Here is a 19,143-nt window from a genome sequence, read left to right on the forward strand (position 1 = left end):
GAAGGCGACGCCAGAGCCCTGCCACCTAATAACGCCTATCGAGGCCGCAGCCCCAGGCGCAGCAGTCGGCCATTCTCCGAGTCGGTCAGCACGTAGAGGTATCCGTCGGGCCCCTGGCGCACGTCGCGAATGCGTGCATCCAGCGCCTCCAGCAGGCGCTCCTCGTGACTCACCCGGTCGCCGTCCAGCTCGAGACGCAGCAGTACCCGCCCGGCCAGCGCGCCGATGAACAGGCTGTGTCGCCATGCGGGAAAGCGCTGGCCGTCATAGAAGGCCATGCCGCTGATGGCCGGCGACTTCTCCCAGACATGATGCGGCGGCTCGGTGCCGGCCACCGTCTCGCCCTGGGCCTCGGGAATAGGCAGAAACGAATAGTTCACGCCATGGGTAGCGAGCGGCCAGCCATAGTTGCGCCCGGCCCGGGGGATGTTGATCTCATCGCCGCCGCGGGGGCCGTGCTCGTGCACCCACAGCTGGCCGCTCCAGGGGTTGAGGGCCGCGCCCTGGGGATTGCGATGGCCGTAGGACCAGATTTCCGGGCGGGCGCCGGCCCGGTCGACGAAGGGGTTGTCGTCCGGCACGCGGCCGTCGGGGCGCAGGCGCACCACCTTGCCCTGCAGCTTGTCGAGGTGCTGGGCGGTGGGACGCTGGTTGTTCTCGCCCAGGGCGATAAACAGGTAGCCCTGGCGATCGAACACCAGGCGCGCACCGAAATGCACCCCGGTCGACAGCTTCGGCAGCTGCCGAAAGATCACCTCGAAGTCCTCCAACCGGCGTCTGTCCGCCGACAAACGGCCGCGTCCGACTGCAGTGCCGGCACGGCGCTGGGCACCGGCTTCGGCATAGGCGAGGTAGACCCAGCGGTCTGTGGCGAAATCCGGCGACAGCGCCACATCCAGCAGGCCGCCCTGCCCCCTGGCATAGACCGTCGGCACCCCCTGGATGGGCGCCGACAGCCGGCCGTCTGCATCGAACAGGCGCAGCCGCCCGGGGCGCTCGGTCAACAGCAGGCCCTGGCGCTCCGGCAGGAACGCCAGGGCCCAGGGGTGCTCCAGGCCGGACAGCAGCTCCTCGACCTGCACGATGCCGCGCTCGCTCGGGTACTCGCGCCCCAGTGCGGCGGCCGGCAACAGCAACGCGGCAGCCAGAGCAAGAAGCACAAGCGCAGACCTGGCCGGCATGGAAAGACCTCCTGGGTTCAAGCGGCGGGTCACTGCCCCGGCTCTCGAGTCGAGCATAGCGCACCAGCATCCGCCGGCTTGCAGCCCTGGCAGTCGTCGCCTCGCGCCGACCATGATCAGCGAGATCGATGGTGAGGGATTCGTCCGGGCGCAGCCGTCGCGGTCTAGACTGGGGCGCTGATTCCATCGCCATCTTAGGGAGAACCCCGATGCTCAAAGCCCAGTACCAGGTGCGCGGCCCCGTACCGCAGGACGTGATCGAAGCCGTCGAACTGCAACTGCCGGCGCCCGCCGCCGGCGAAGTGCGGGTCAAGGTGCAGGCCGCGCCGATCAACCCCTCCGACGTGCTCACCCTGACCGGCGAGTACGGCATGCTGCCGCCGCTGCCGGCGATCGGCGGCAACGAGGGCGTCGGCCGGGTCGAGGAACTCGGCGCCGAGGTGAGCAACCTCAAGGTCGGCCAGCTGGTGCTGTTGCCGGTCGGCTGCGGCACCTGGGTCAGCCACCTCAACGCCCCGGCGAGCAAGCTGATCCCGCTGCCGGAGGCCGACCCGCAGCAGCTGGCGATGATGACGGTCAACCCGCCGACCGCCTCGCTGCTGCTCAGCCAGTTCGTCGATCTGCAGCCCGGCGACTGGGTGATCCAGAACGCCGCCAACTCGGGGGTCGGCGGCTATCTGATCCAGCTGGCCAAGCTGCGCGGCTTCAAAACCCTCAACGTGGTGCGCCGCGAGTCGGCGGTGGCCGGGGTCGAGGCCGAGGGCGGCGATGTGGTACTGGTCGACGGCCCGGACCTGGCCAAGCGCGTGCGCGCGGCCACCGGCGGCGTGGACGTGCGCCTGGGCATCGACGCGGTCGGCGGCGAGGCCACCGACCATATCGCCGCGAGCCTGTGCGAGGGCGGCGTGCTGGTCAATTACGGCATGATGAGCCGCCAGCCCTGCCAGGTGTCGCCGGCCTCCTTCGTGTTCCGCGACGTGACCCTCAAGGGCTTCTGGCTGGCCAAGTGGTTCCAGCAGGCGACACCGGCGGAGCAGATGCGGGTATTCGGCGAGCTGACCCAGCTGATCGCCAGCGGCAAGCTGCGCGCCCGCGTGGCCGCCACCTATGACATCAGTCAGATCAAGCAAGCCGTAGCCGCGGCGGCCAGCGGCGAACGCGACGGCAAGATCCTGATCGTGCCCAAGTAATACCGAGCAGCCGGGCGGCTAGGCCGAGTCGCCTTCCGCCTGGCTCAGAACAGGGTCCTCAGCGACTCGGACGAGACACTCAGCCATACCGCCAGGCCACCGAACACCAGGTGCAGCAGCACGATCAGCCAGAACTTCAGCTGATAGCCGAGCTTGCGGTTCTTGTGACGGATCAGCCGCTGCGCCAGCAGGCCGCCCGGCCAGCCACCCAACAGCTCGTACAGATGCAGGCGTGCCTCCGGCGTGCGCTGCGTGCCGCGAATGGCGCACTGCTTGTCGCGGTAGTAGGCGATAAAGCAGATCAGGCTCATCAGCCCGTAGCCCAGTGCCAGACACACCAGCACATCGACCCCGCCGAACAGCAGCTGGAGCTGCTCGTGCCAGAGGCGCACCATGCCCAGCAACTCACCCAAGCGGCCTTACTCGGCCGCCGGCTTGCGGCGCTTGAGCGGCGCCAGGCCGTCCTGGCTGACCAGCGCCGGCGCCTCGCCCTTCGGCTTGTTGATCGTGTTGCGCTTGCTCGGGGTCTTGGCCGCGGGCTTCTTCGCCGCCGCCTTCTTGCCGCCCTTGGCGTCGGTCTTTTTCTTCTTGGTGCCGGCCGCCTTGCCGGAGGCCTTGAGGTTCTTCGGCCCCTGGTAGCTGCCCTTGAGCTCCTTGATGCTGCGCCGCTCGAAGCGCTGCTTGAGGTAGCGCTCGATGCTCGACATCAGGTTCCAGTCGGTGTGGCAGATCAACGAGATCGCCAGGCCCTCGGCGCCGGCGCGGCCGGTACGGCCGATGCGGTGCACGTACTCGTCGCCGGAGCGCGGCATGGCGAAGTTGATCACCAGGTCCAGGCCCTCGACGTCCAGGCCGCGGGCCGCCACGTCGGTGGCCACCAGCACCTTCACCGCACCCTGCTTGAGGCGCTCGATGGCCAGCTTGCGGTCCTTCTGGTCCTTCTCGCCGTGCAGCACGAAGGTCTTGAACTCGCGGGCCACCAGCTTGCCGTAGAGGCGGTCGGCCTGGACCCGGGTGTTGGTGAAGACGATCGCCTTGTCGTAGGTTTCGTTGGCCAGCAGCCACTCGACCAGCTGTTCCTTGTGGTAGTTGTGGTCGGCGGTGATGATCTGCTGGCGGGTGCCCTCGCTGAGCTGGCTGACGGCGTTGAGCTGCAGGTGCTGGGGGTCCTTGAGTACCTTGGCGACCATCTCGCGCAGGCCCGAGCCGCCGCTGGTGGCAGAGAACAGCAGGGTCTGGTGCGGGCCGCTGCAGGCCTCGGCCAGGCGCTGCACGTCCTCGGCGAAGCCCATGTCGAGCATGCGGTCGGCCTCGTCCAGCACCAGCACCTCGACCTCCTCCAGCGGCAGGTTGCCGGCGTTGGCGTGCTCGATCAGCCGCCCCGGGGTGCCAATCAGGATGTCCACCCGGCGCAGCATGGCCGCCTGGGCCTTGAAATCCTCGCCGCCGGTGATCAGGCCGGCCTTGAGGAAGGTGAACTGGGCGAAGCGCTCGACCTCCTTGAGGGTCTGCTGGGCCAGTTCGCGGGTCGGCAGCAGGATCACCGCGCGCAGGCTCAGCCGCGGCTGGGACGCGCCGTCGCCGAGCAGGCGGTTGAGCAGCGGCAGGACGAAGGCGGCGGTCTTGCCACTGCCGGTCTGGGCGATCACCCGCAGGTCTCGGCCCTGCAGCGCCGGCGGAATGGCCGCCACCTGCACCGGGGTGGGCTCGACAAAGTTCAGCTCGGCCACGGCTTTCAGCAGGCGTTCGTGCAGGGCGAATTGGGAAAACACGGGGTCAACCTCGGCAAAATACGGGAATCAGCTGCATAGCCTAACGGTTTCCCGCGCCGCGGCCGAATTTCTTTGCGCCGGCCCGCACAACGCGTGTGCCCCGGCCCTTGAACCAAAGGCGCTTGAGGCGCTCAATTGCATCAGGAGAATCACCAACAACCCGTGCGGAGACCGCCATGCCCCGTCCCTCCCCCTTGCTCCTGTGCAGCATTCTGAGCCTGGCCCTGAGCGCTCAACTCGCCGTGGCCGCACCGAAACACGACAAGCATGGCGGCGGCCATGGCGGCGATGTCGGCGTCCAGCTCGACGGCCCCACCATCGACATCGGCCGGGTGCGCATCATCCTCGACGACAACCGCCACCTGCTGGCACCGGCGGGCGCGCTGCCGCCGGGCATCGCCAAGAACCTGGCCCGCGGCAAGCCGCTGCCGCCGGGTATCGCCAAGAACTTCGACGCCCGCCTGGCCGGCCAGCTGCCCCGCTACGAGGGCTACGAATGGCAGCAGATCGGCCGCGACGTGGTGCTGGTGGCGATCGCCACGGGCATCGTCTACGAGGTGCTGAGAAACGTGCTGGACTGATCGGAGCCGGCGCCTTCGCGCAGGTGACCGAGCTTGACGTATGTGAGGCAACCTGCGGTGGAAAACGGCGCGTGCCGCGAGCCTGGGGGGATGCGCAGCCAGGTACCGGCCGGGTAGGTGCCGAACTCGTCCTCCAACACCCCCTCCAGCACCAGGATTTCTGCACCGCCTAGGTGTGACTGGGCCTGCAAGCGGGTGTCCGGCGCCCAGCGCAGCAGCGCGGTGTGCACCGCGGCGTAGCTGTCCAGCGGCAGCACCTGCAGGCCGGGCACCCGACCGGGGCGCCACTGCGCCGCACGGCTGTCGATGCGCGCCGTGCGTTGATCCTCCGCGGCCTGGTAGCACAGCTTGACGAACAGCAGGCAGCCGCCCGGACTGGAGGGCGTGTGACCGCTGCCCGGCGGGTTCTTCAGCCAGTAGCCGGCCGGGTACTGGCCGTGCTCGTCGACGAACACGCCCTCGAGCACCAGGATCTCCTCGCCGCCCGGATGCAGGTGGCGGCTGAACGCCGAGCCCGGCGCATAGCGCACGATCGAGGTGGCACGGCCGCTTTCCGCGGCGAAGCGCTCCAGAGGGCGACGCTCGACGCCGGGCAGCGGCGAGGCCTGCCAGGCGAGCGCGTGGGTATCGAGCACCACCCGCCGGTCGAGGTCGGCATTGATTCGCATGGCGTCCACCTGCAAGCCCGTGATAACCCAGCCTACCCTATCCCGGTGCCTCAGATGCGCCGCTGCTTGATCAACAGGCGCACGCTGTCCCAGGCGACCAGCAGCACCGCCAGCCAGATCGGCAGGTAGGTCAGCCACTGCCCGGCGTCGAATTGCTCGCCGAGGTACAGCAGCGACACGGCGAACAGCAGCACCGGCTCGACGTAGCTGAGGATGCCGAACAGGCCCAGGGGCAGCAGCCGGCTGGAAGCCATCATCCCGGCGAAAGCCAGGGTGCCGAGCAACCCCAGCCCCGGCAGCCACCACCACAGCTGCGGAGCCCGCTCGAAGACATCGGCCGGTCCCCAGACGATGATCATCCAGATGGCGATGGGGGCCAGCATCAGCATCTCCAGGATGAAACCGGACAACGCATCCATGCGCATCCAGCGGCGCAGCATGAAGTAAGGCGGATAGCCCAGGGCGGTGACCAGGGTCACCCAGGAGAACGCCTGGGTACGCCACAGTTCGTGCAGCACCCCGAGCGTCGCACAGACCACCGCCACCTTGAGCAGCGGCCGCAGGCGCTCGCCGTAGAACAGGCGGCCGGCCAGCACCATCACCAGCGGCAGCAGGAAGTAGCCGAGGGAGACGTCGAGCATGTAGCCGGCCAGCGGCGCCCAGACGAACAGGCCCCATTGCACGCCGATCAGCAATGCCGCCACCGGGGCGGCCAGCAACAGCAGGGGCTCGCGGCGCAGGCGCCCGAGTACCGCGGCCAGGGTCGTCCACTGCCGAGTCAGCGCCACCAGCAGCAGTATCGCCGGGATCGACCAGAGCACGCGCTGGGCGAACACCTGCACGCCGTCCAGCGGCGCCAGTTGCTGCACGTATGCGGGAATCAGGGCGAACAGCACCGACGAACACACCGACAGCGCCACACCACGTCCAGACAGATTCATCGCCTCGCCTCGGCTCCTTGCACAGGACTCGTCCGAATAAACAACAGGGATGCGGCAATCACCGCCCCGCCCAGGCCCAGGCGCAGCAGGTCGGCATCGCGATTCCATAACAACAGGTTGACCAGCAGGCCGGCCGGCACCAGGGCGTTGTTCATCACCGCCAGGGTGCCGCCATCGACCAGGCTGGCGCCCTTGTTCCACCAGTAAAGCCCCAACCCGGAGGCCACCATACCGAGCCAGAGCAACACGCTCCACTGCAGGGCGCTGCTGGGTAAACGGGTGGCGTTTCCGAATGCCAGGAAGGCCGGCAAGGCCACCGCCAGCGCGCCCAGGTAGAAGTAGCCGAAGCGCCGGTACTGCGGCAGATCCGAGGGGTGGCGGGCCAACAGGTGCTTGTACAGCACCTGGCCGGCGGCGAAGGTGGCGTTGGCAACCTGCAGCAAACCGAACCCCAGGTAGAAATCCGTACCGATCCGGTCGTAGCGAATCAGCACCGCACCGGCCACGGCCATCAGCGCGGCGAGCAGGGCCATGGGGTTGAAACGCCGGCGCAGGGCATCCTCGATCAGGGTCACATACAGGGGCGTGAGCACGGTGAACAGCAGCACCTCCGGCACGCTCAGCAGGCCGAAACTCAGATACAGGCAGACGTAGGTGACGCCGAACTGCAGAGCCCCGATCAGCAGCATGCCGCGGATGAAGGCCGCCGGTACGCCGCGCCAGCGAGTCAGCGGCAGGAACACCAGGCCGGCGATGACGATGCGCGTCAGCACGGCGAAGTAACTGTCCACCTGGCCGGCCAGGTATTCGCCGATCAGGCTGAAGGAGAAGGCCCACAGCAGGGTCACGAACAGCAGATAACGCATGGTCACCTCGAGAAAACCGGCGACCTTATCCACTCCGTGCACTTGCGGCAATGCCCGGCAGCCAACGCGCCTGCGCGACTCACGCCGGGGCCGCAAAAAAAGGCCCAATCAACCAGTGGAGGAGATTGATCGGGCAGATCCGCGCCCAGGAGCGTGGGACGCGAAGGGTGTCACTGTTACTTAGAGATTAGGCCACTTGCGCCAGTTTCGCCTGGGCTTCGGCCAGCCCCTTCTCGGAAAACTCCCCGCCCATGTTGAGCCCCTCGGCATGGATGAAGCTGACATCGTGAATGCCGATGAAGCCCAGGGCCTGACGCAGATAGGGTTCCTGATGATCCAGGCTGCCGCCGGCATAGATGCCGCCGCGGGCGGTGAGGACGAAGGCGCGCTTGCCGCTGAGCAGGCCCTGGGGGCCGTTCTCGGTGTACTGGAAGGTCACCCCGGCACGCAGCACATGGTCGAGCCAGGCCTTCAGGGTGCTGGGAATCGCGAAGTTGTACATGGGTGCGGCCAGCACCAGCACATCGGCGGCCAGCAGCTCGTCGGTGAGCCGGTTGGACAGCGCCAGCGCGGCCTGCTCCGCCTCGCTCTGCTGCTCGGCCGGGGTCATCCAGCCGCCCAGCAGGTTGCCGTCCAGATGCGGCACCGGCTCCACGGCCAGGTCGCGCACGCTGACCCGGTCGGCCGGATGGCTGGCCTGCCAGCGCGCGATGAACTGCGCGGTGAGCTGGCGGGAGATCGAACCTTGTTGGCGGGCGCTGCTTTCGATTACCAGGACTTGGGACATGATCTTGGGCTCCATCTTGGGTTGCTGTGAGTCGATGGGCACAGACTATGGCCACAACAGCCGATTAAAAAGCGCAAAAAACAAGCCAAACCAATCAACAAAGTTGATTTATAAAACACGGCGCACTAGGCTCAGACCTGTCCACGGCCTTACGGGGTCGGTCCGCGCCGGGTCAGTTCAGGGTGCAGGTCAGTTTCACCCGCAGCTTGATGATGCTGCGGGCGAACTTCACCGTCATGTTGCCGCTTTCTCCCGCCGCCAGTACCACCTTGCGCGTGCGCGGCCGTTCGGGGCCGTTGCGGAACACCCCGCTGCAGTGCGCCTCGGTCAGGCCGTAGTTGTACAGCAGCACCGCGCCCATGTTGTGGTCGATCTCCTGGGTGGTGGCGGACACCTCGGTGCCGTTGAGCGTCTTGTCCAGCTCGATCGGATAGGCGAAAGCCGCCAATGGCAGCAGGGCGATCAGGGCGCAGCAGAGGTTTCTCATCGGGCAGTCTCCGGCATGGGACTGCCAGTTTAGGGCGATATCGCCGCGCCGTGCACCCGGCGACTCGCGTGAATAGGAGAGGATAATGAAAGCCCCGCGCGTGACCCTCGATCAATGGCGGACCCTGCAGGCGGTGGTCGACCAGGGCGGCTTCGCCCAGGCCGCCGAGGTTCTGCACCGCTCGCAGTCCTCGGTCAGCTACACCGTGGCGCGCATGCAGGAGCAGCTCGGCGTGCCGCTGCTGCGCATCGACGGACGCAAGGCGGTGCTCACCGAGGCCGGCGAGGTGCTGCTGCGCCGCTCGCGGCAGCTGGTCAAGCAGGCCAGCCAGCTGGAAGACCTGGCCCACAACATGGAGCAGGGCTGGGAAGCCGAGGTGCGCCTGGTGGTCGATGCCGCCTACCCCAACGCCCGCCTGGTACGCGCCCTCACCGCCTTCATGCCGCAGAGCCGCGGCTGCCGCGTGCGCCTGCGCGAGGAGGTGCTGTCGGGCGTGGAGGACGTGCTCAAGGAGGGCACCGCCGACCTGGCCATCAGCGGCCTGAACATCCCCGGCTACCTGTGCACCGAGATGAGCACCGTGGAGTTCGTCGCCGTCGCCCACCCCGACCACTCGCTGCACCGCCTGCAGCGGGAGCTGAGCTTCCAGGACCTGGAGGGCCAGATGCAGGTGGTGATCCGCGATTCGGGCCGACAGCAGCCACGGGACGTCGGCTGGCTCGGCGCCGAGCAGCGCTGGACGGTGGGCAGCCTGGCCACCGCCGCCAGCTTCGTCAGCAGCGGCCTGGGCTTCGCCTGGCTGCCACGCCACATGATCGAACGCGAGCTCAGGGACGGCCTGCTCAAGCCGCTGCCGCTGGACCAGGGCGGCAGCCGCAATACCCGCTACCTGTTGTACTCGAACAAGGACAAGCCCCTCGGGCCGGCCACGCAGATCCTCGCCGAGCTGATCCGCCGCTTCGACGCCGCGCCGCTCGATGCCCCCTTCGCCTCGCCCGTAACGTCCAGCGCGAAGCACTAGCCCATGGCCTACTTCGACTGCGACGGCTGCCAGCTGCACTACGAGGAATACGGCCAGGGCGCCCCACTGCTGCTGGTGCACGGCCTGGGCTCGAGCACCCGCGACTGGGAATACCAGATCCCCACGCTCGCCGCACGCTACCGGGTCGTCGCCCTCGACCTGCGCGGCCACGGCCGCTCCGACAAGCCGCGCGAGCGCTACAGCATCGCCGGCTTCGCCGAGGACGTGGCGGCGCTGATCGAACACCTGCAGCTGGACAAGGTGCACCTGGTCGGCATCTCCATGGGCGGCATGATCGGCTTCCAGCTCGGCGTCGATCGCCCCGAACTGCTCAGGAGCCTGTGCATCGTCAACAGCGCCCCGGAGGTCAAGGCCAGACGCCCCGGCGACTACCTGGAAATCGCCAAGCGCTGGAGCCTGTCGCGCCTGCTCAGCCTCGACACCATCGCCAAGGGCCTGGGCCGGCTGCTGTTCCCCCGCCCCGAGCAGGCCGAGCTGCGGCGCAAGATCGAAGAGCGCTGGCCACGGAACGACAAGCGCGCCTACCTGGCCAGCCTCGACGCCATCATCGGCTGGGGCGTGCGGGAACGCCTGGCGCGTATCACCTGTCCTACCCTGGTGATCAGCGCCGACCGCGACTACACGCCGGTGGCGCAGAAGCAGGCCTACGTCGACGAGATGCTCGACGCGCGCCTGCTGGTGATCGAAAACTCGCGCCACGCCACACCCCTGGACCAACCACAATGCTTCAATAGCAGCCTGCTGGCCTTCCTCGACGAAGTCGAAGGGGCCGCGCCACCCCACCACAAGGACCCATGAGAATGCTCAAACAACTCGCCCTCGCCGCCTGTTCCCTGCTGCTGTCCGCCAGCCTGCTGGCCGCGGAGAACCCCAAGGTGTTGCTGAGCACCAGCGCCGGCGAAATCGAAATCGAGCTGGAGGCCGAGAAGGCGCCGATCAGCGTGGAGAACTTCCTCGCCTACGTGGACAGCGGCCACTACGCCGGCACCCAGTTTCACCGGGTGATTCCCGGCTTCATGATCCAGGGCGGTGGCTTCGACGCCGACCTGCAGCAGAAGCAGACCCGGGCACCGATCAAGAACGAAGCCGACAACGGCCTGCACAACGTGCGCGGCACCCTGGCCATGGCCCGCACCCAGGTGCGCGACTCGGCCACCAGCCAGTTCTTCATCAACCACAAGGACAATGCCTTCCTCGACCACGGCAGCCGCGACTTCGGCTACGCGGTATTCGGCAAGGTGGTGCGCGGCATGGAGGTGGTCGACAAGATCGCCATGGTGCCCACCGGCAACCGCGGCGGCCACCAGAACGTGCCCCGCGAGCCGGTGCTGATCCTCGAGGCCAAGCGCCTGTAAGCCCAGGCGGTGCGGGCCCGCGACGGCCCGCACCGGCCCTCGGACACGGCCGGGAAGGTGCCGCCCGGAGGACTGAATAATGTCACCGCGCACACATCGTTTCGTCATCATTGCGTCATGACGCGGGCGCAGATTCTCCGCCACCCTTAGGAGGAGTCTCACCATGTCACCACGCTTGCCGATCAAACCCCTTGCCCTGGTTCTGCTGGCCGCCTCGCTCGGCGCCTGCAGCCTGCACAACCCCGCCCCGGCGAAGGCAGCCGCCGCCTTGAACAACGAGGACTGGTACCAGGTCCGCACCGACAACGAGCTGTTCGTCTTCGACGACTACCAGGTGTTCCGCGACTTCCTCGACACCGGCAAGGCGCCCTACCTCAAGGACCTGCAGCGCAAGGACAAGCACGGCCAGTCGATCATCCTCGCCCTGCGCGCCGAGGATCGGGGCAAGCAGCTCGAGCAGATCGCCGCCTACCAGTTCCTCAACGTCAGCCTGCCGCCGGCCAACCCCTTCTACGGGGAGATCCGCCAGCACGGCGTGATCTACGTGTTCCAGCGCTACGGCGACATGATGGACACCTTCAGCCTCGGCGAGCCGATCTTCCGCCACACCGAGATCGCCTCCGGCCCCCGGGGCGAGCGGGTGGTCTATGGCCTGACCAAGGAAGAGAGCAAGCCCCTGGCGCTGATCGACGCGTTCCAGGCCCGCTACAAGCGCTAGGCAGCAGGCACCGTGACTTCACGCCCGACGCCATCCCGGTGCCGGGCGTCTTCTTTCCGCGTCCCGGGCCGTAGCGGCCGCCTCCCCTTCCGTGCCCGTCGAGCGGCGCGCCGTTAGGCGATAGAATCGGTCTCTTCCCATCGCCAAGGCAGGACGCCCGGATGCTGTTTCGCCGCTTCGAATCACTGCTCGACGTATTCAGGCCCAGCCCGGACAGGGAGCCGCCCCCGGGCATCCTGGGCTTCTACGTCCACTATCTGGGCCAGGCCTGGCCGTTGCTGCTGGCCGTGCTGGTGGTCGGCTTCTTCGCCGCGCTGATCGAGGTGGCACTGTTCGACTTCCTCGGCCGCCTGATCGACATGGCCCAGGCCACGCCCAGCACCGAGTTCTTCCAGCGCTACCGCGGCGAGCTGCTGTGGATGCTGCTGGTGGTGCTGCTGATCCGTCCGCTGGTGTTCGGCCTGCACGACCTGCTGGCCAACCAGGCGATCACCCCCAACCTGACCAACCTGGTGCGCTGGCAGAACCATCGCTACGTGCTCGGGCAGAGCCTGAGCTTCTTCCAGAACGACTTCGCCGGGCGCATCGCCCAGCGCATCATGCAGACCGGCCCGGCCCTGCGCGATTCGGCCATGCAGGTGGTCGACGCCCTGTGGCACGTACTGGTCTATGCCGGCAGCGCGCTGTACCTGTTCGCCGCGGCCGACCCGCGCCTGATGCTGCCGCTAGGCCTGTGGATCCTCGGCTACGGCCTGCTGCTGGGCTACTTCGTGCCGCGCATCAAGGAGCGCTCGGCCCGCGCCTCGGCGGCGCGCTCCAGCCTGATGGGGCGGGTGGTCGACGGCTACAGCAACGTCACCACCCTCAAGCTGTTCGCCCACAGCCGGGAGGAAGAAGGCTACGCCCGCGAGGCCATGCAGCGCCTGCTCGACAAGGTGCGCCGGCAGACCCGGACCGTCACCGCCCTGGACTTCAGCGTCACCTGCCTCAACGGCCTGCTGATCGGCGCCACCGGCGCCCTGGCGCTGTGGCTGTGGAGCCAGGCGCTGATCAGCACCGGGGCCATCGCCCTGACCCTGGGCCTGGTGATCCGCATCAACAACATGGCCGAGTGGATCATGTGGGTGGTCAACGGCATCTTCGAGAACGTCGGCACCGTGCAGGACGGCATGCGCACCATCGTCCAGCCGCGCCAGGTGCTCGACCGCGCCGACGCCCAGCCGCTGCAGGTCAGCCAGGGGACGGTGCGCTTCGAGCAGATCCACTTCCATTACGGCAAGGCGGACGGGGTGATCGGCGGGCTCGATCTGCAGGTGGGCGCCGGCGAGAAGATCGGCCTGGTCGGCCCGTCCGGCGCCGGCAAGTCGACCCTGGTCAGCCTGCTGCTGCGCCTCTACGACCTGCAGGACGGGCGCATCCTCATCGACGGCCAGGACATCGCCGCGGTGAGCCAGGAGAGCCTGCGCGCGCAGATTGCCGTGGTCACCCAGGACACCGCGCTGCTGCACCGCTCGATCCGCGACAACCTGCGCTACGGCAAGCCCGAGGCCAGCGATGCCGAGTTGCTGGAAGCGGTGCGCAAGGCCCGCGCCGAAACCTTCATCGCCCAGCTCGACGATGGCCAGGGCGGCCGCGGCCTGGACGCCCAGGTCGGCGAGCGCGGGGTCAAGCTGTCCGGCGGCCAACGCCAGCGCATCGCCATTGCCCGGGTGCTGCTCAAGAACGCGCCGATTCTGGTGCTGGACGAGGCCACCTCGGCGCTGGATTCGGAGGTCGAGGCGGCGATCCAGGAGAGCCTCGACACCCTGATGCAGGGCAAGACGGTGATCGCCATCGCCCACCGCCTGTCGACCATCGCGCGCATGGATCGCCTGGTGGTGATCGATCGGGGGCAGATAGTCGAGAGCGGCAGCCACGCCCAGCTGCTCGAACGCGGCGGCCTCTACGCCCGGCTGTGGCAGCACCAGACCGGCGGCTTCGTCGGCGTGGAGTAGCCCGCGCGGCGGACTCAACCCTGCCGGTAGGGCAGCAGGCCGCGCGCCTGTTCGGCGTAGCCCTGCACCCCGAGCCGCTCCTGCTCGAGGAAATCCGCCACCGCCGCGCGCAGGCCGCCGTGGCAGAGGTAGTGCCAGGAGCGGGTGAGCACCGGCTCGAAACCGCGGATCAGCTTGTGCTCGCCCTGGGCGCCGGCGTCGAAGCGCTGCAGGCCCTGGGCGATGGCCTGCTCCATGCCCTGGTAGAAGCAGGTCTCGAAATGCAGGCGGTCGAACTCGTCCAGGCAGCCCCAGTAGCGGCCATAGAGGCTGTCGCCGCCGACCAGGCTGAAGGCCATGGCCACCGGCCGCCCGCCCTGGCGCGCCAGCACCACGCGGATCGCCTGCGGCATGCGCTCGGCCAGCAGGCCGAAGAATGCCCGCGTCAGGTAGGGCGACTGGCCACGCACCCGGTAGGTGTTGGCGTAACACCGGTAGACGAAGTCCCACTCCGCCTCGTCGAGTTGGCCGCCCTCGCGCCAGTCGAACACGATGCCGTGGCCGGCCACCTGCTCGCGCTCCTTGCGGATCTGCTTGCGCTTGCGCGAGCTGAGGCCGTCGAGGAAGTCCTGGAAGTCCCGGTAGCCGCGATTGCGCCAGTGGTACTGGCAACCGAGGCGCTCCAGCCAACCCTCGCGGCCGCGCAGCAGCTCGTCGGCGGCCGGGTCGGTGAAGTTGATATGCAGGCTGGACAAGCCCTGGCGCTCCAGGCTCTCGCTCAAGGCATCGAGCAAGTGGCCCGCCGCCAGCGGATCGCCGAGCAGGCGCGGCCCGCTGACCGGCGAGAAGGGCACGGCGCCCAGCAGTTTGGGGTAGTAGTCGATGCCGGCGCGGCGGCAGGCATCGGCCCAGCCGTGGTCGAACACGTACTCGCCGTAGGAGTGGCGTTTCACATAGGCGGGCATGGCCGCCAGCGGTCGCGCCTGTTCATCCAGCCACAGCTGGTGGGCGGCCTGCCAGCCGCTGCGGCCACCGACGCTGCCGCTGTCCTCCAGGGCGGACAGGAAGGCATGGCGCAGAAACGGCTGCCGCTCCGGCAACAGGGCGTCCCAGGTCGTGGCATCGAGTTCGCTGAGGTGGTGCAGGGTGGCGATCGGCATGGGCGCAGTCTGGCCTGTTGCGCGGACGAAAAAAAGCCCCGCACGGGGGCGGGGCTGGTACCGGAGCGATGTGCTTTCTAGTCGCTATGGCATCGCTTAGAACACGTACTGCAGGCGCATCACCACGGCATCGCCCTCGTCGTCGCCGACGCTGTTGGTGATCTTGTCGGTTTCGCTCATCACGTAGTTGGCCGCGACCTTGACCGACTCGTTGGCGTACCAGTTCACGCCGACCGTGTGCAGCTTGGCCTCGGCGTCGCCCACTTCGCGGGTGGCGGTCGCGGTGACGATGTTGTCGTCCTCGACGCTGATGTGGTCGTAGCGGTAGAACACTTCCCAGGCGCCGATCTGCTTGTTGCTCGGCTTGATGCTGTCGAACTTGGCGCCGTCCAGCTTGTAGCCGCGCGATTCGCCGGTCAGGGTGTAGGCGACCTGGCCGTAGTAACCGCTGGTCTCGATGTCCTCGAGGGTGGCGCGATCGGCCTTCAGCTTGCGGCTCAGGTACTCGCCCTGCACCGAGAACGGACCGGCGGCCCAGGCCAGCTCCGCGCCCCAGGCGGTGTCGTCCTCGAAGTCGCCGGCCACGCCCTTGAAGCCGCCGAAGACGGCGCGGTTGCCATTGTCACCGGCGTCGTTGCCGCCGGCGGTGGACACGCCGCGCACGGTCAGACGCGGACGCACGCGGCCGTCGGCAGCCACATCGTCCAGGTCGCGCTGGGCATAGTTCAGGCCCAGGTGCAGCACGTTGCCGGCTTCGCTCATCGGCGCGAACACGCCGCGGGCGTTGAACTGCTTGGTGCTGTCGCCGTCGCTGTCGTTGCTGTCCTTGGCGGTCAGGCCGGCGGAAACCCAGGCCATGCCCCCCACCACGGCGCTGGCTTGGGCGCCCAAGCCGTTCTCGTGGCCGTTGACCCAGTCGGCGACTTCGTACGCGGCGTTACGCTCGATGGCGGTGATCCACTTGGAGCTGGTGGCCTTTTCCAGGCCGAAGTCCGGGTCGAAGCGGCCGAACTTCAGGGTCAGCGGGGCGAAGCCGGTGTAGGCGATGGAGGCCTCGTCGAAGTAGCCGTCCTCGGCGCTGCCGGCGTTGTGGGCGAAGTCGTAGCTGATGACGTATTTCCAGTCCTGATAGGCCACGCCGCTCAGTTCGAGGAAGGCGCGGCGGAAGTAGGCGCCGTCACCGGTGTTGCCGTTCTTGGTGTGGAAACCGTCGAAGCGACCGTAGTCGGCCTGCAGGCGACCGCCCAGCTTGAAGCTGAAGGCCTTGTCGGTGGTGGCGACTTCCAGGCCGCCCTTGGTCTTGATCACGATATCGGCGCCGTCGGTGGTGACGGTACCGGCGAAAGCCTGGGCGGAAACGGCCAGAGCCAGGGCGCTGGCTGCAAGACCGGCGAAGTGCTTACGGATCATCGAAGATTCCCCTAATGGACTTAAGTGTCGAAAACACCGAGCACTGAGGCTCGTTTGTGCTGGGAGGGAATCTTCGCGGCGGATCGTTTCAGCGCCGTTGCCGATATATAAATGTTTGATGACAAAGGAACTTTTTACTTCGATTACGCATAAACAGCGGAGGACTGTGGCTTCCGCCGCTGGCGATCCGAGCGCGGCGACCCGGGCAAGGATGCCATCCGGTCCACTCAGACAATTGCCGGGGGCCATGCCGACGAGGCGACTGCAGGACCCACGACAGGCGGCTCAAGGCCCGGGATTCTTGGCCCGACTCTGCGCGGCGATCTGGGCATACCAGGACTCCAGCATTGCACTACGCTCGCCGGAGGCCACCCGCAACAACTCGCTGCGTGCCTGCGCCCGCTCGATACCATGGCGCTCCAGGTAACTCAGCAGCTCATCGAACAACCGCCGCCGACTCTGCCCGGCCGCCGAGTGATCGCGCCGCGAGGCGCAGTTCACCAGCAGGGTGGAGCCGCACACGCAGTTACGAAAGACCTCGACCTGGGGCCCTTCTTCTTCGTCCTCGACCGCCTTAAGGCCGGTGATATCGGGGCGGATCGCCTGGGTCTGGCGGAAGTAGTCGGCCTCGCTGGCAAACACCCGGCCGCAGGTGCGACAGCGCTTGGGGAAGTCGTCGAGGTACAGCGCCTTGAGTCCGGCGAACCAATCCTCAGGTGATGAAATGCCTGGCATCTGTAATCCCTCGCCCGGGGGCCGGGCCGATAGGCACGATCACAAACGAGGCCGATGCGGGAGTCCGCCGGGCTCGCAGATTCACAGGATAGGCGAACTCGGGGCGGAGGGTGCTCTACAGGCGCTCGCGCCGCTGCCTGGCCAGCTCCTGGGCCAACGCATCCAGCCCGGCGATCTGCCCCTCGGGCAGCTGGCGCAACACCGCCTGGCTGAGGCGCATCTGCCGGATGAAACGCCGGCACTTGCGGCACATGGCCAGGTGAGCCCGCACCGACAGACGCTGGCGCAGACTCAGCTGGCTGTCCAAAAAGTCGCTGGAATTCGCCACCAGTTCCTTGCATGTCAGCATTGGCCGGTCTCCTCGAAATGCTCCAGGGTAGCGAACACCTTCAAACGCGCTCGATGCAGCAACACCCGGACATTGGAGAGGGATATCTCCAAAAGATTACAGATCTGTTCCAACTCCAGGCCCTGGCGCTCGCGCAACAGCAGCACGCTACCTTGCAGCTCGGACAGGCTGGCCAGGGTCTTCTCCAGGCATTCGCGCAACTCGCCCTCGGTGAGCAGTGCCTCCGGGGTGTCCTGGTGCCAGGCGTGGGGCTCCAGCAGCCAGTGACCACTCTCGGAGAAGCGCTCGTCGCCGACCGAGCCGTGGGGCCCCGGCAGGTCGTCGAGCAGCACCTCCCGGCGATTGTGCTTCAGACGGGTCTTGGCGGCGTTGGCCGTGATGGTCAGCAGCCAGGTCTTCAGGCTGGAACGGCCCTGGAAGCCGTCCAGGCTGCGCACCACCGCCAGCCAGGCATCCTGCACCACCTCATCGGCATTGCGGCTGCCGACTATGGCGAAGGCCACCGCCCGCATCGCCCCCTGATAGGTGGCGACCAGCTCGCGGAAGGCTTTTTGCTCGCCCGCCAGCAGGCGAACGAGCAGCGCGTTATCGGCTGAATAGTCCATCAGCGCTTACGCAGGATCACGCTGCCGATCGAGTAGCCGGCGCCGAAGGAGCTGAGCACGCCCAGGGCGCCGCCGGGCAGGTCGTCCTGGTGCTTGTGCAGGGCGATCACCGAGCCGGCCGAGCTGGTGTTGGCATAGCTGTCGAGGATCACCGGCGCCTCGTGCGGCTCGGCATCGCGGCCGAGCAGCTTGCGGGCGATCAGCAGGTTCATGTTGAGGTTGGCCTGGTGCAGCCAGAAACGCTTGACCTGGCCGACGTCCAGGCCGTTCTCGGCGAGGTGCGCGGCGATCAGCTCGGCGACCATCGGGCAGACTTCCTTGAACACCTTGCGCCCTTCCTGGACGAACAGCTTGTCGCGGGCCCCCACGCCCTCCTCCGCGCAGCGGTTGAGGAAGCCGAAGTTGTTGCGGATGTTGTTGCTGAACTGGGTCAGCAGCTTGGTGCCGACTACATCGAACTGGTGCCGGGAAGTCGCCAGGTCGGCGCGCTCGACTATCACCGCGGTGCAGGCGTCGCCGAAGATGAAGTGGCTGTCGCGGTCGCGGAAATTCAGGTGGCCGGTGCAGATCTCCGGGTTGACCATCAGCACCGCCCGGGCCTGGCCGGTGGCCACGGCGTTGGTGGCGGCCTGGATGCCGAAGGTGGCCGAGGAGCAGGCCACGTTCATGTCGTAGCCCCAGCCGTCGATGCCCAGGGCCGCCTGCACTTCGACGGCCACCGCCGGGTAGGCGCGCTGCAGGTTGGAGCAGGCGACTATCACCCCGTCGATGTCGGCGACCGTGCGCCCGGCGCGTTCCAGCGCCTGCTTGGCGGCGGCCACGGCCATCTCGCAGAGGATGCCCCACTCGTCGTTGCTGCGCTCGGGAATGCGCGGCGCCATGCGCTGCGGATCGAGGATGCCGTCCTTGTCGACCACATAGCGGCTCTTGATGCCCGAGGCCTTCTCGATGAAGGCGCTGCTCGACTCGGCCAGCGCCTCGACCTCGCCGCGGGCGATGGCCTCGGCATGTTCGGCGTTGAACTGTTGCACATAGGCATTGAAGGAGGCCACCAGCTCGTCGTTGGTGATGCTGTTGGCCGGGGTGTACAGACCGGTACCGCTGATGACGACGTTATGCACGGTCATTCCTCTCGTTCTCTGCCGCATCTGGCGGCCGGTTATGCAGAAGCCCATGGCTGGGCCACGGGCATAAACTCTGGAGGGTGGCGGGACATCGGCGTCGGACAACACACGCCCCTCTTAACAAGGCGCAGAGTGTGCCACAGCCGGGCCGATTTCGTCCGCAGATCAAACAAGCGACTGAGCGGAACCTGCTGCACGC

The 19,143-nt window shown here is 67.6% G+C and carries 20 protein-coding genes and 1 pseudogene; 7 read left to right on the forward strand and 14 right to left on the reverse strand.

The features are described 5' to 3' along the window. Positions 1-35: 35 nt before the first annotated feature. Positions 36-1,181, reverse strand: a complete 1,146-nt coding sequence (locus ACSX1C_RS09250) for a PQQ-dependent sugar dehydrogenase (protein WP_439889172.1) — start codon at positions 1,179-1,181, stop codon at positions 36-38. Positions 1,182-1,390: 209 nt separating this feature from the next. Between ACSX1C_RS09250 and ACSX1C_RS09255 the strand changes: the two genes are divergently transcribed. After that, the gene (locus ACSX1C_RS09255; protein WP_439889173.1) at positions 1,391-2,371 is read left to right on the forward strand and encodes a zinc-dependent alcohol dehydrogenase family protein; all 981 of its coding nucleotides are present in this window, start codon (positions 1,391-1,393) and stop codon (positions 2,369-2,371) included. Positions 2,372-2,415: 44 nt separating this feature from the next. Here the strand turns inward: ACSX1C_RS09255 and ACSX1C_RS09260 are convergent. Next, positions 2,416-2,697: pseudogene (locus ACSX1C_RS09260) on the reverse strand (DUF1294 domain-containing protein); the annotation flags it as partial. Positions 2,698-2,790: 93 nt separating this feature from the next. Beyond that, on the reverse strand, positions 2,791-4,143 hold the full coding sequence (locus tag ACSX1C_RS09265) for a DEAD/DEAH box helicase (protein ID WP_439889174.1): 1,353 nt from the start codon (positions 4,141-4,143) through the stop codon (positions 2,791-2,793). A 176-nt stretch (positions 4,144-4,319) separates the two neighbouring features. Here ACSX1C_RS09265 and ACSX1C_RS09270 point away from each other — a divergent pair, with 176 nt between their 5' ends. After that, on the forward strand, positions 4,320-4,724 hold the full coding sequence (locus tag ACSX1C_RS09270; RefSeq protein WP_439889175.1) for an anti-virulence regulator CigR family protein: 405 nt from the start codon (positions 4,320-4,322) through the stop codon (positions 4,722-4,724). Here the strand turns inward: ACSX1C_RS09270 and ACSX1C_RS09275 are convergent. The 5 genes from ACSX1C_RS09275 to ACSX1C_RS09295 form a co-directional block, all read right to left on the reverse strand. Then, positions 4,694-5,392, reverse strand: coding sequence for a cupin domain-containing protein (locus tag ACSX1C_RS09275; protein ID WP_439889176.1), 699 nt, complete (start codon positions 5,390-5,392; stop codon positions 4,694-4,696). The two genes, ACSX1C_RS09270 and ACSX1C_RS09275, sit on opposite strands and share 31 nt — an antisense overlap. 50 nt (positions 5,393-5,442) lie before the next feature. Beyond that, positions 5,443-6,333 (reverse strand): EamA family transporter RarD, encoded by an 891-nt coding sequence (gene rarD, locus ACSX1C_RS09280; RefSeq protein WP_439889177.1) that lies wholly within the window; start codon positions 6,331-6,333, stop codon positions 5,443-5,445. Further along, a complete protein-coding gene (locus ACSX1C_RS09285; RefSeq protein WP_439889397.1) occupies positions 6,330-7,199 on the reverse strand; it encodes a carboxylate/amino acid/amine transporter in 870 nt (289 codons plus the stop codon). The genes rarD and ACSX1C_RS09285 overlap by 4 nt, the downstream gene beginning before the upstream one ends. A gap of 187 nt (positions 7,200-7,386) precedes the next feature. Then, a complete protein-coding gene (locus tag ACSX1C_RS09290) occupies positions 7,387-7,986 on the reverse strand; it encodes an FMN-dependent NADH-azoreductase (RefSeq protein ID WP_318645603.1) in 600 nt (199 codons plus the stop codon). Between the two features lie 172 nt (positions 7,987-8,158). Next, positions 8,159-8,473 carry a 3-phosphoglycerate kinase gene (locus ACSX1C_RS09295; RefSeq protein ID WP_439889178.1) on the reverse strand — a complete coding sequence of 105 codons (315 nt, stop codon included), beginning with the start codon at positions 8,471-8,473 and terminating at the stop codon, positions 8,159-8,161. A gap of 85 nt (positions 8,474-8,558) precedes the next feature. Between ACSX1C_RS09295 and ACSX1C_RS09300 the strand changes: the two genes are divergently transcribed. The 5 genes from ACSX1C_RS09300 (at position 8,559) to ACSX1C_RS09320 (ending at position 13,582) form a co-directional block, all read left to right on the forward strand. Then, complete coding sequence (locus tag ACSX1C_RS09300; RefSeq protein WP_318645601.1) at positions 8,559-9,494, forward strand: LysR family transcriptional regulator; 936 nt, start codon at positions 8,559-8,561, stop codon at positions 9,492-9,494. Between the two features lie 3 nt (positions 9,495-9,497). Further along, positions 9,498-10,313 carry an alpha/beta fold hydrolase gene (locus ACSX1C_RS09305; RefSeq protein WP_439889179.1) on the forward strand — a complete coding sequence of 272 codons (816 nt, stop codon included), beginning with the start codon at positions 9,498-9,500 and terminating at the stop codon, positions 10,311-10,313. Positions 10,314-10,315: 2 nt separating this feature from the next. After that, a complete protein-coding gene (locus ACSX1C_RS09310) occupies positions 10,316-10,870 on the forward strand; it encodes a peptidylprolyl isomerase (RefSeq protein WP_439889180.1) in 555 nt (184 codons plus the stop codon). Between the two features lie 163 nt (positions 10,871-11,033). Continuing rightward, a complete protein-coding gene (locus ACSX1C_RS09315) occupies positions 11,034-11,588 on the forward strand; it encodes a hypothetical protein (RefSeq protein ID WP_439889181.1) in 555 nt (184 codons plus the stop codon). A 161-nt stretch (positions 11,589-11,749) separates the two neighbouring features. Further along, positions 11,750-13,582, forward strand: a complete 1,833-nt coding sequence (locus tag ACSX1C_RS09320) for an ABC transporter ATP-binding protein (protein WP_439889182.1) — start codon at positions 11,750-11,752, stop codon at positions 13,580-13,582. Positions 13,583-13,596: 14 nt separating this feature from the next. Here the strand turns inward: ACSX1C_RS09320 and ACSX1C_RS09325 are convergent, their stop codons facing one another. The 6 genes from ACSX1C_RS09325 to ACSX1C_RS09350 form a co-directional block, all read right to left on the reverse strand. Then, positions 13,597-14,721: a GNAT family N-acetyltransferase gene (locus ACSX1C_RS09325; RefSeq protein ID WP_439889183.1), complete on the reverse strand. Its 1,125-nt coding sequence runs from the start codon at positions 14,719-14,721 to the stop codon at positions 13,597-13,599. Positions 14,722-14,817: 96 nt separating this feature from the next. Then, positions 14,818-16,131, reverse strand: a complete 1,314-nt coding sequence (locus ACSX1C_RS09330) for an OprO/OprP family phosphate-selective porin (protein WP_439889184.1) — start codon at positions 16,129-16,131, stop codon at positions 14,818-14,820. 285 nt (positions 16,132-16,416) lie between these two features. Beyond that, entirely contained in the window at positions 16,417-16,866 is a 450-nt protein-coding gene (locus ACSX1C_RS09335) for a hypothetical protein (RefSeq protein ID WP_439889185.1), read from the reverse strand. Positions 16,867-16,981: 115 nt separating this feature from the next. Then, a complete protein-coding gene (locus ACSX1C_RS09340) occupies positions 16,982-17,215 on the reverse strand; it encodes an anti-sigma factor family protein (RefSeq protein ID WP_318645592.1) in 234 nt (77 codons plus the stop codon). Then, a complete protein-coding gene (locus ACSX1C_RS09345) occupies positions 17,209-17,820 on the reverse strand; it encodes an RNA polymerase sigma factor (protein ID WP_318645591.1) in 612 nt (203 codons plus the stop codon). Before ACSX1C_RS09345 ends, ACSX1C_RS09340 begins: the two co-directional genes overlap by 7 nt. Beyond that, positions 17,820-18,941, reverse strand: coding sequence for a beta-ketoacyl-ACP synthase III (locus ACSX1C_RS09350; protein ID WP_439889186.1), 1,122 nt, complete (start codon positions 18,939-18,941; stop codon positions 17,820-17,822). Before ACSX1C_RS09350 ends, ACSX1C_RS09345 begins: the two co-directional genes overlap by 1 nt. Positions 18,942-19,143: the final 202 nt, after the last annotated feature.

Origin of the sequence: Pseudomonas sp. MBLB4123 (genome assembly GCF_051904775.1) — a bacterium.
GTDB lineage: Bacteria > Pseudomonadota > Gammaproteobacteria > Pseudomonadales > Pseudomonadaceae > Aquipseudomonas > Aquipseudomonas benzenivorans_B.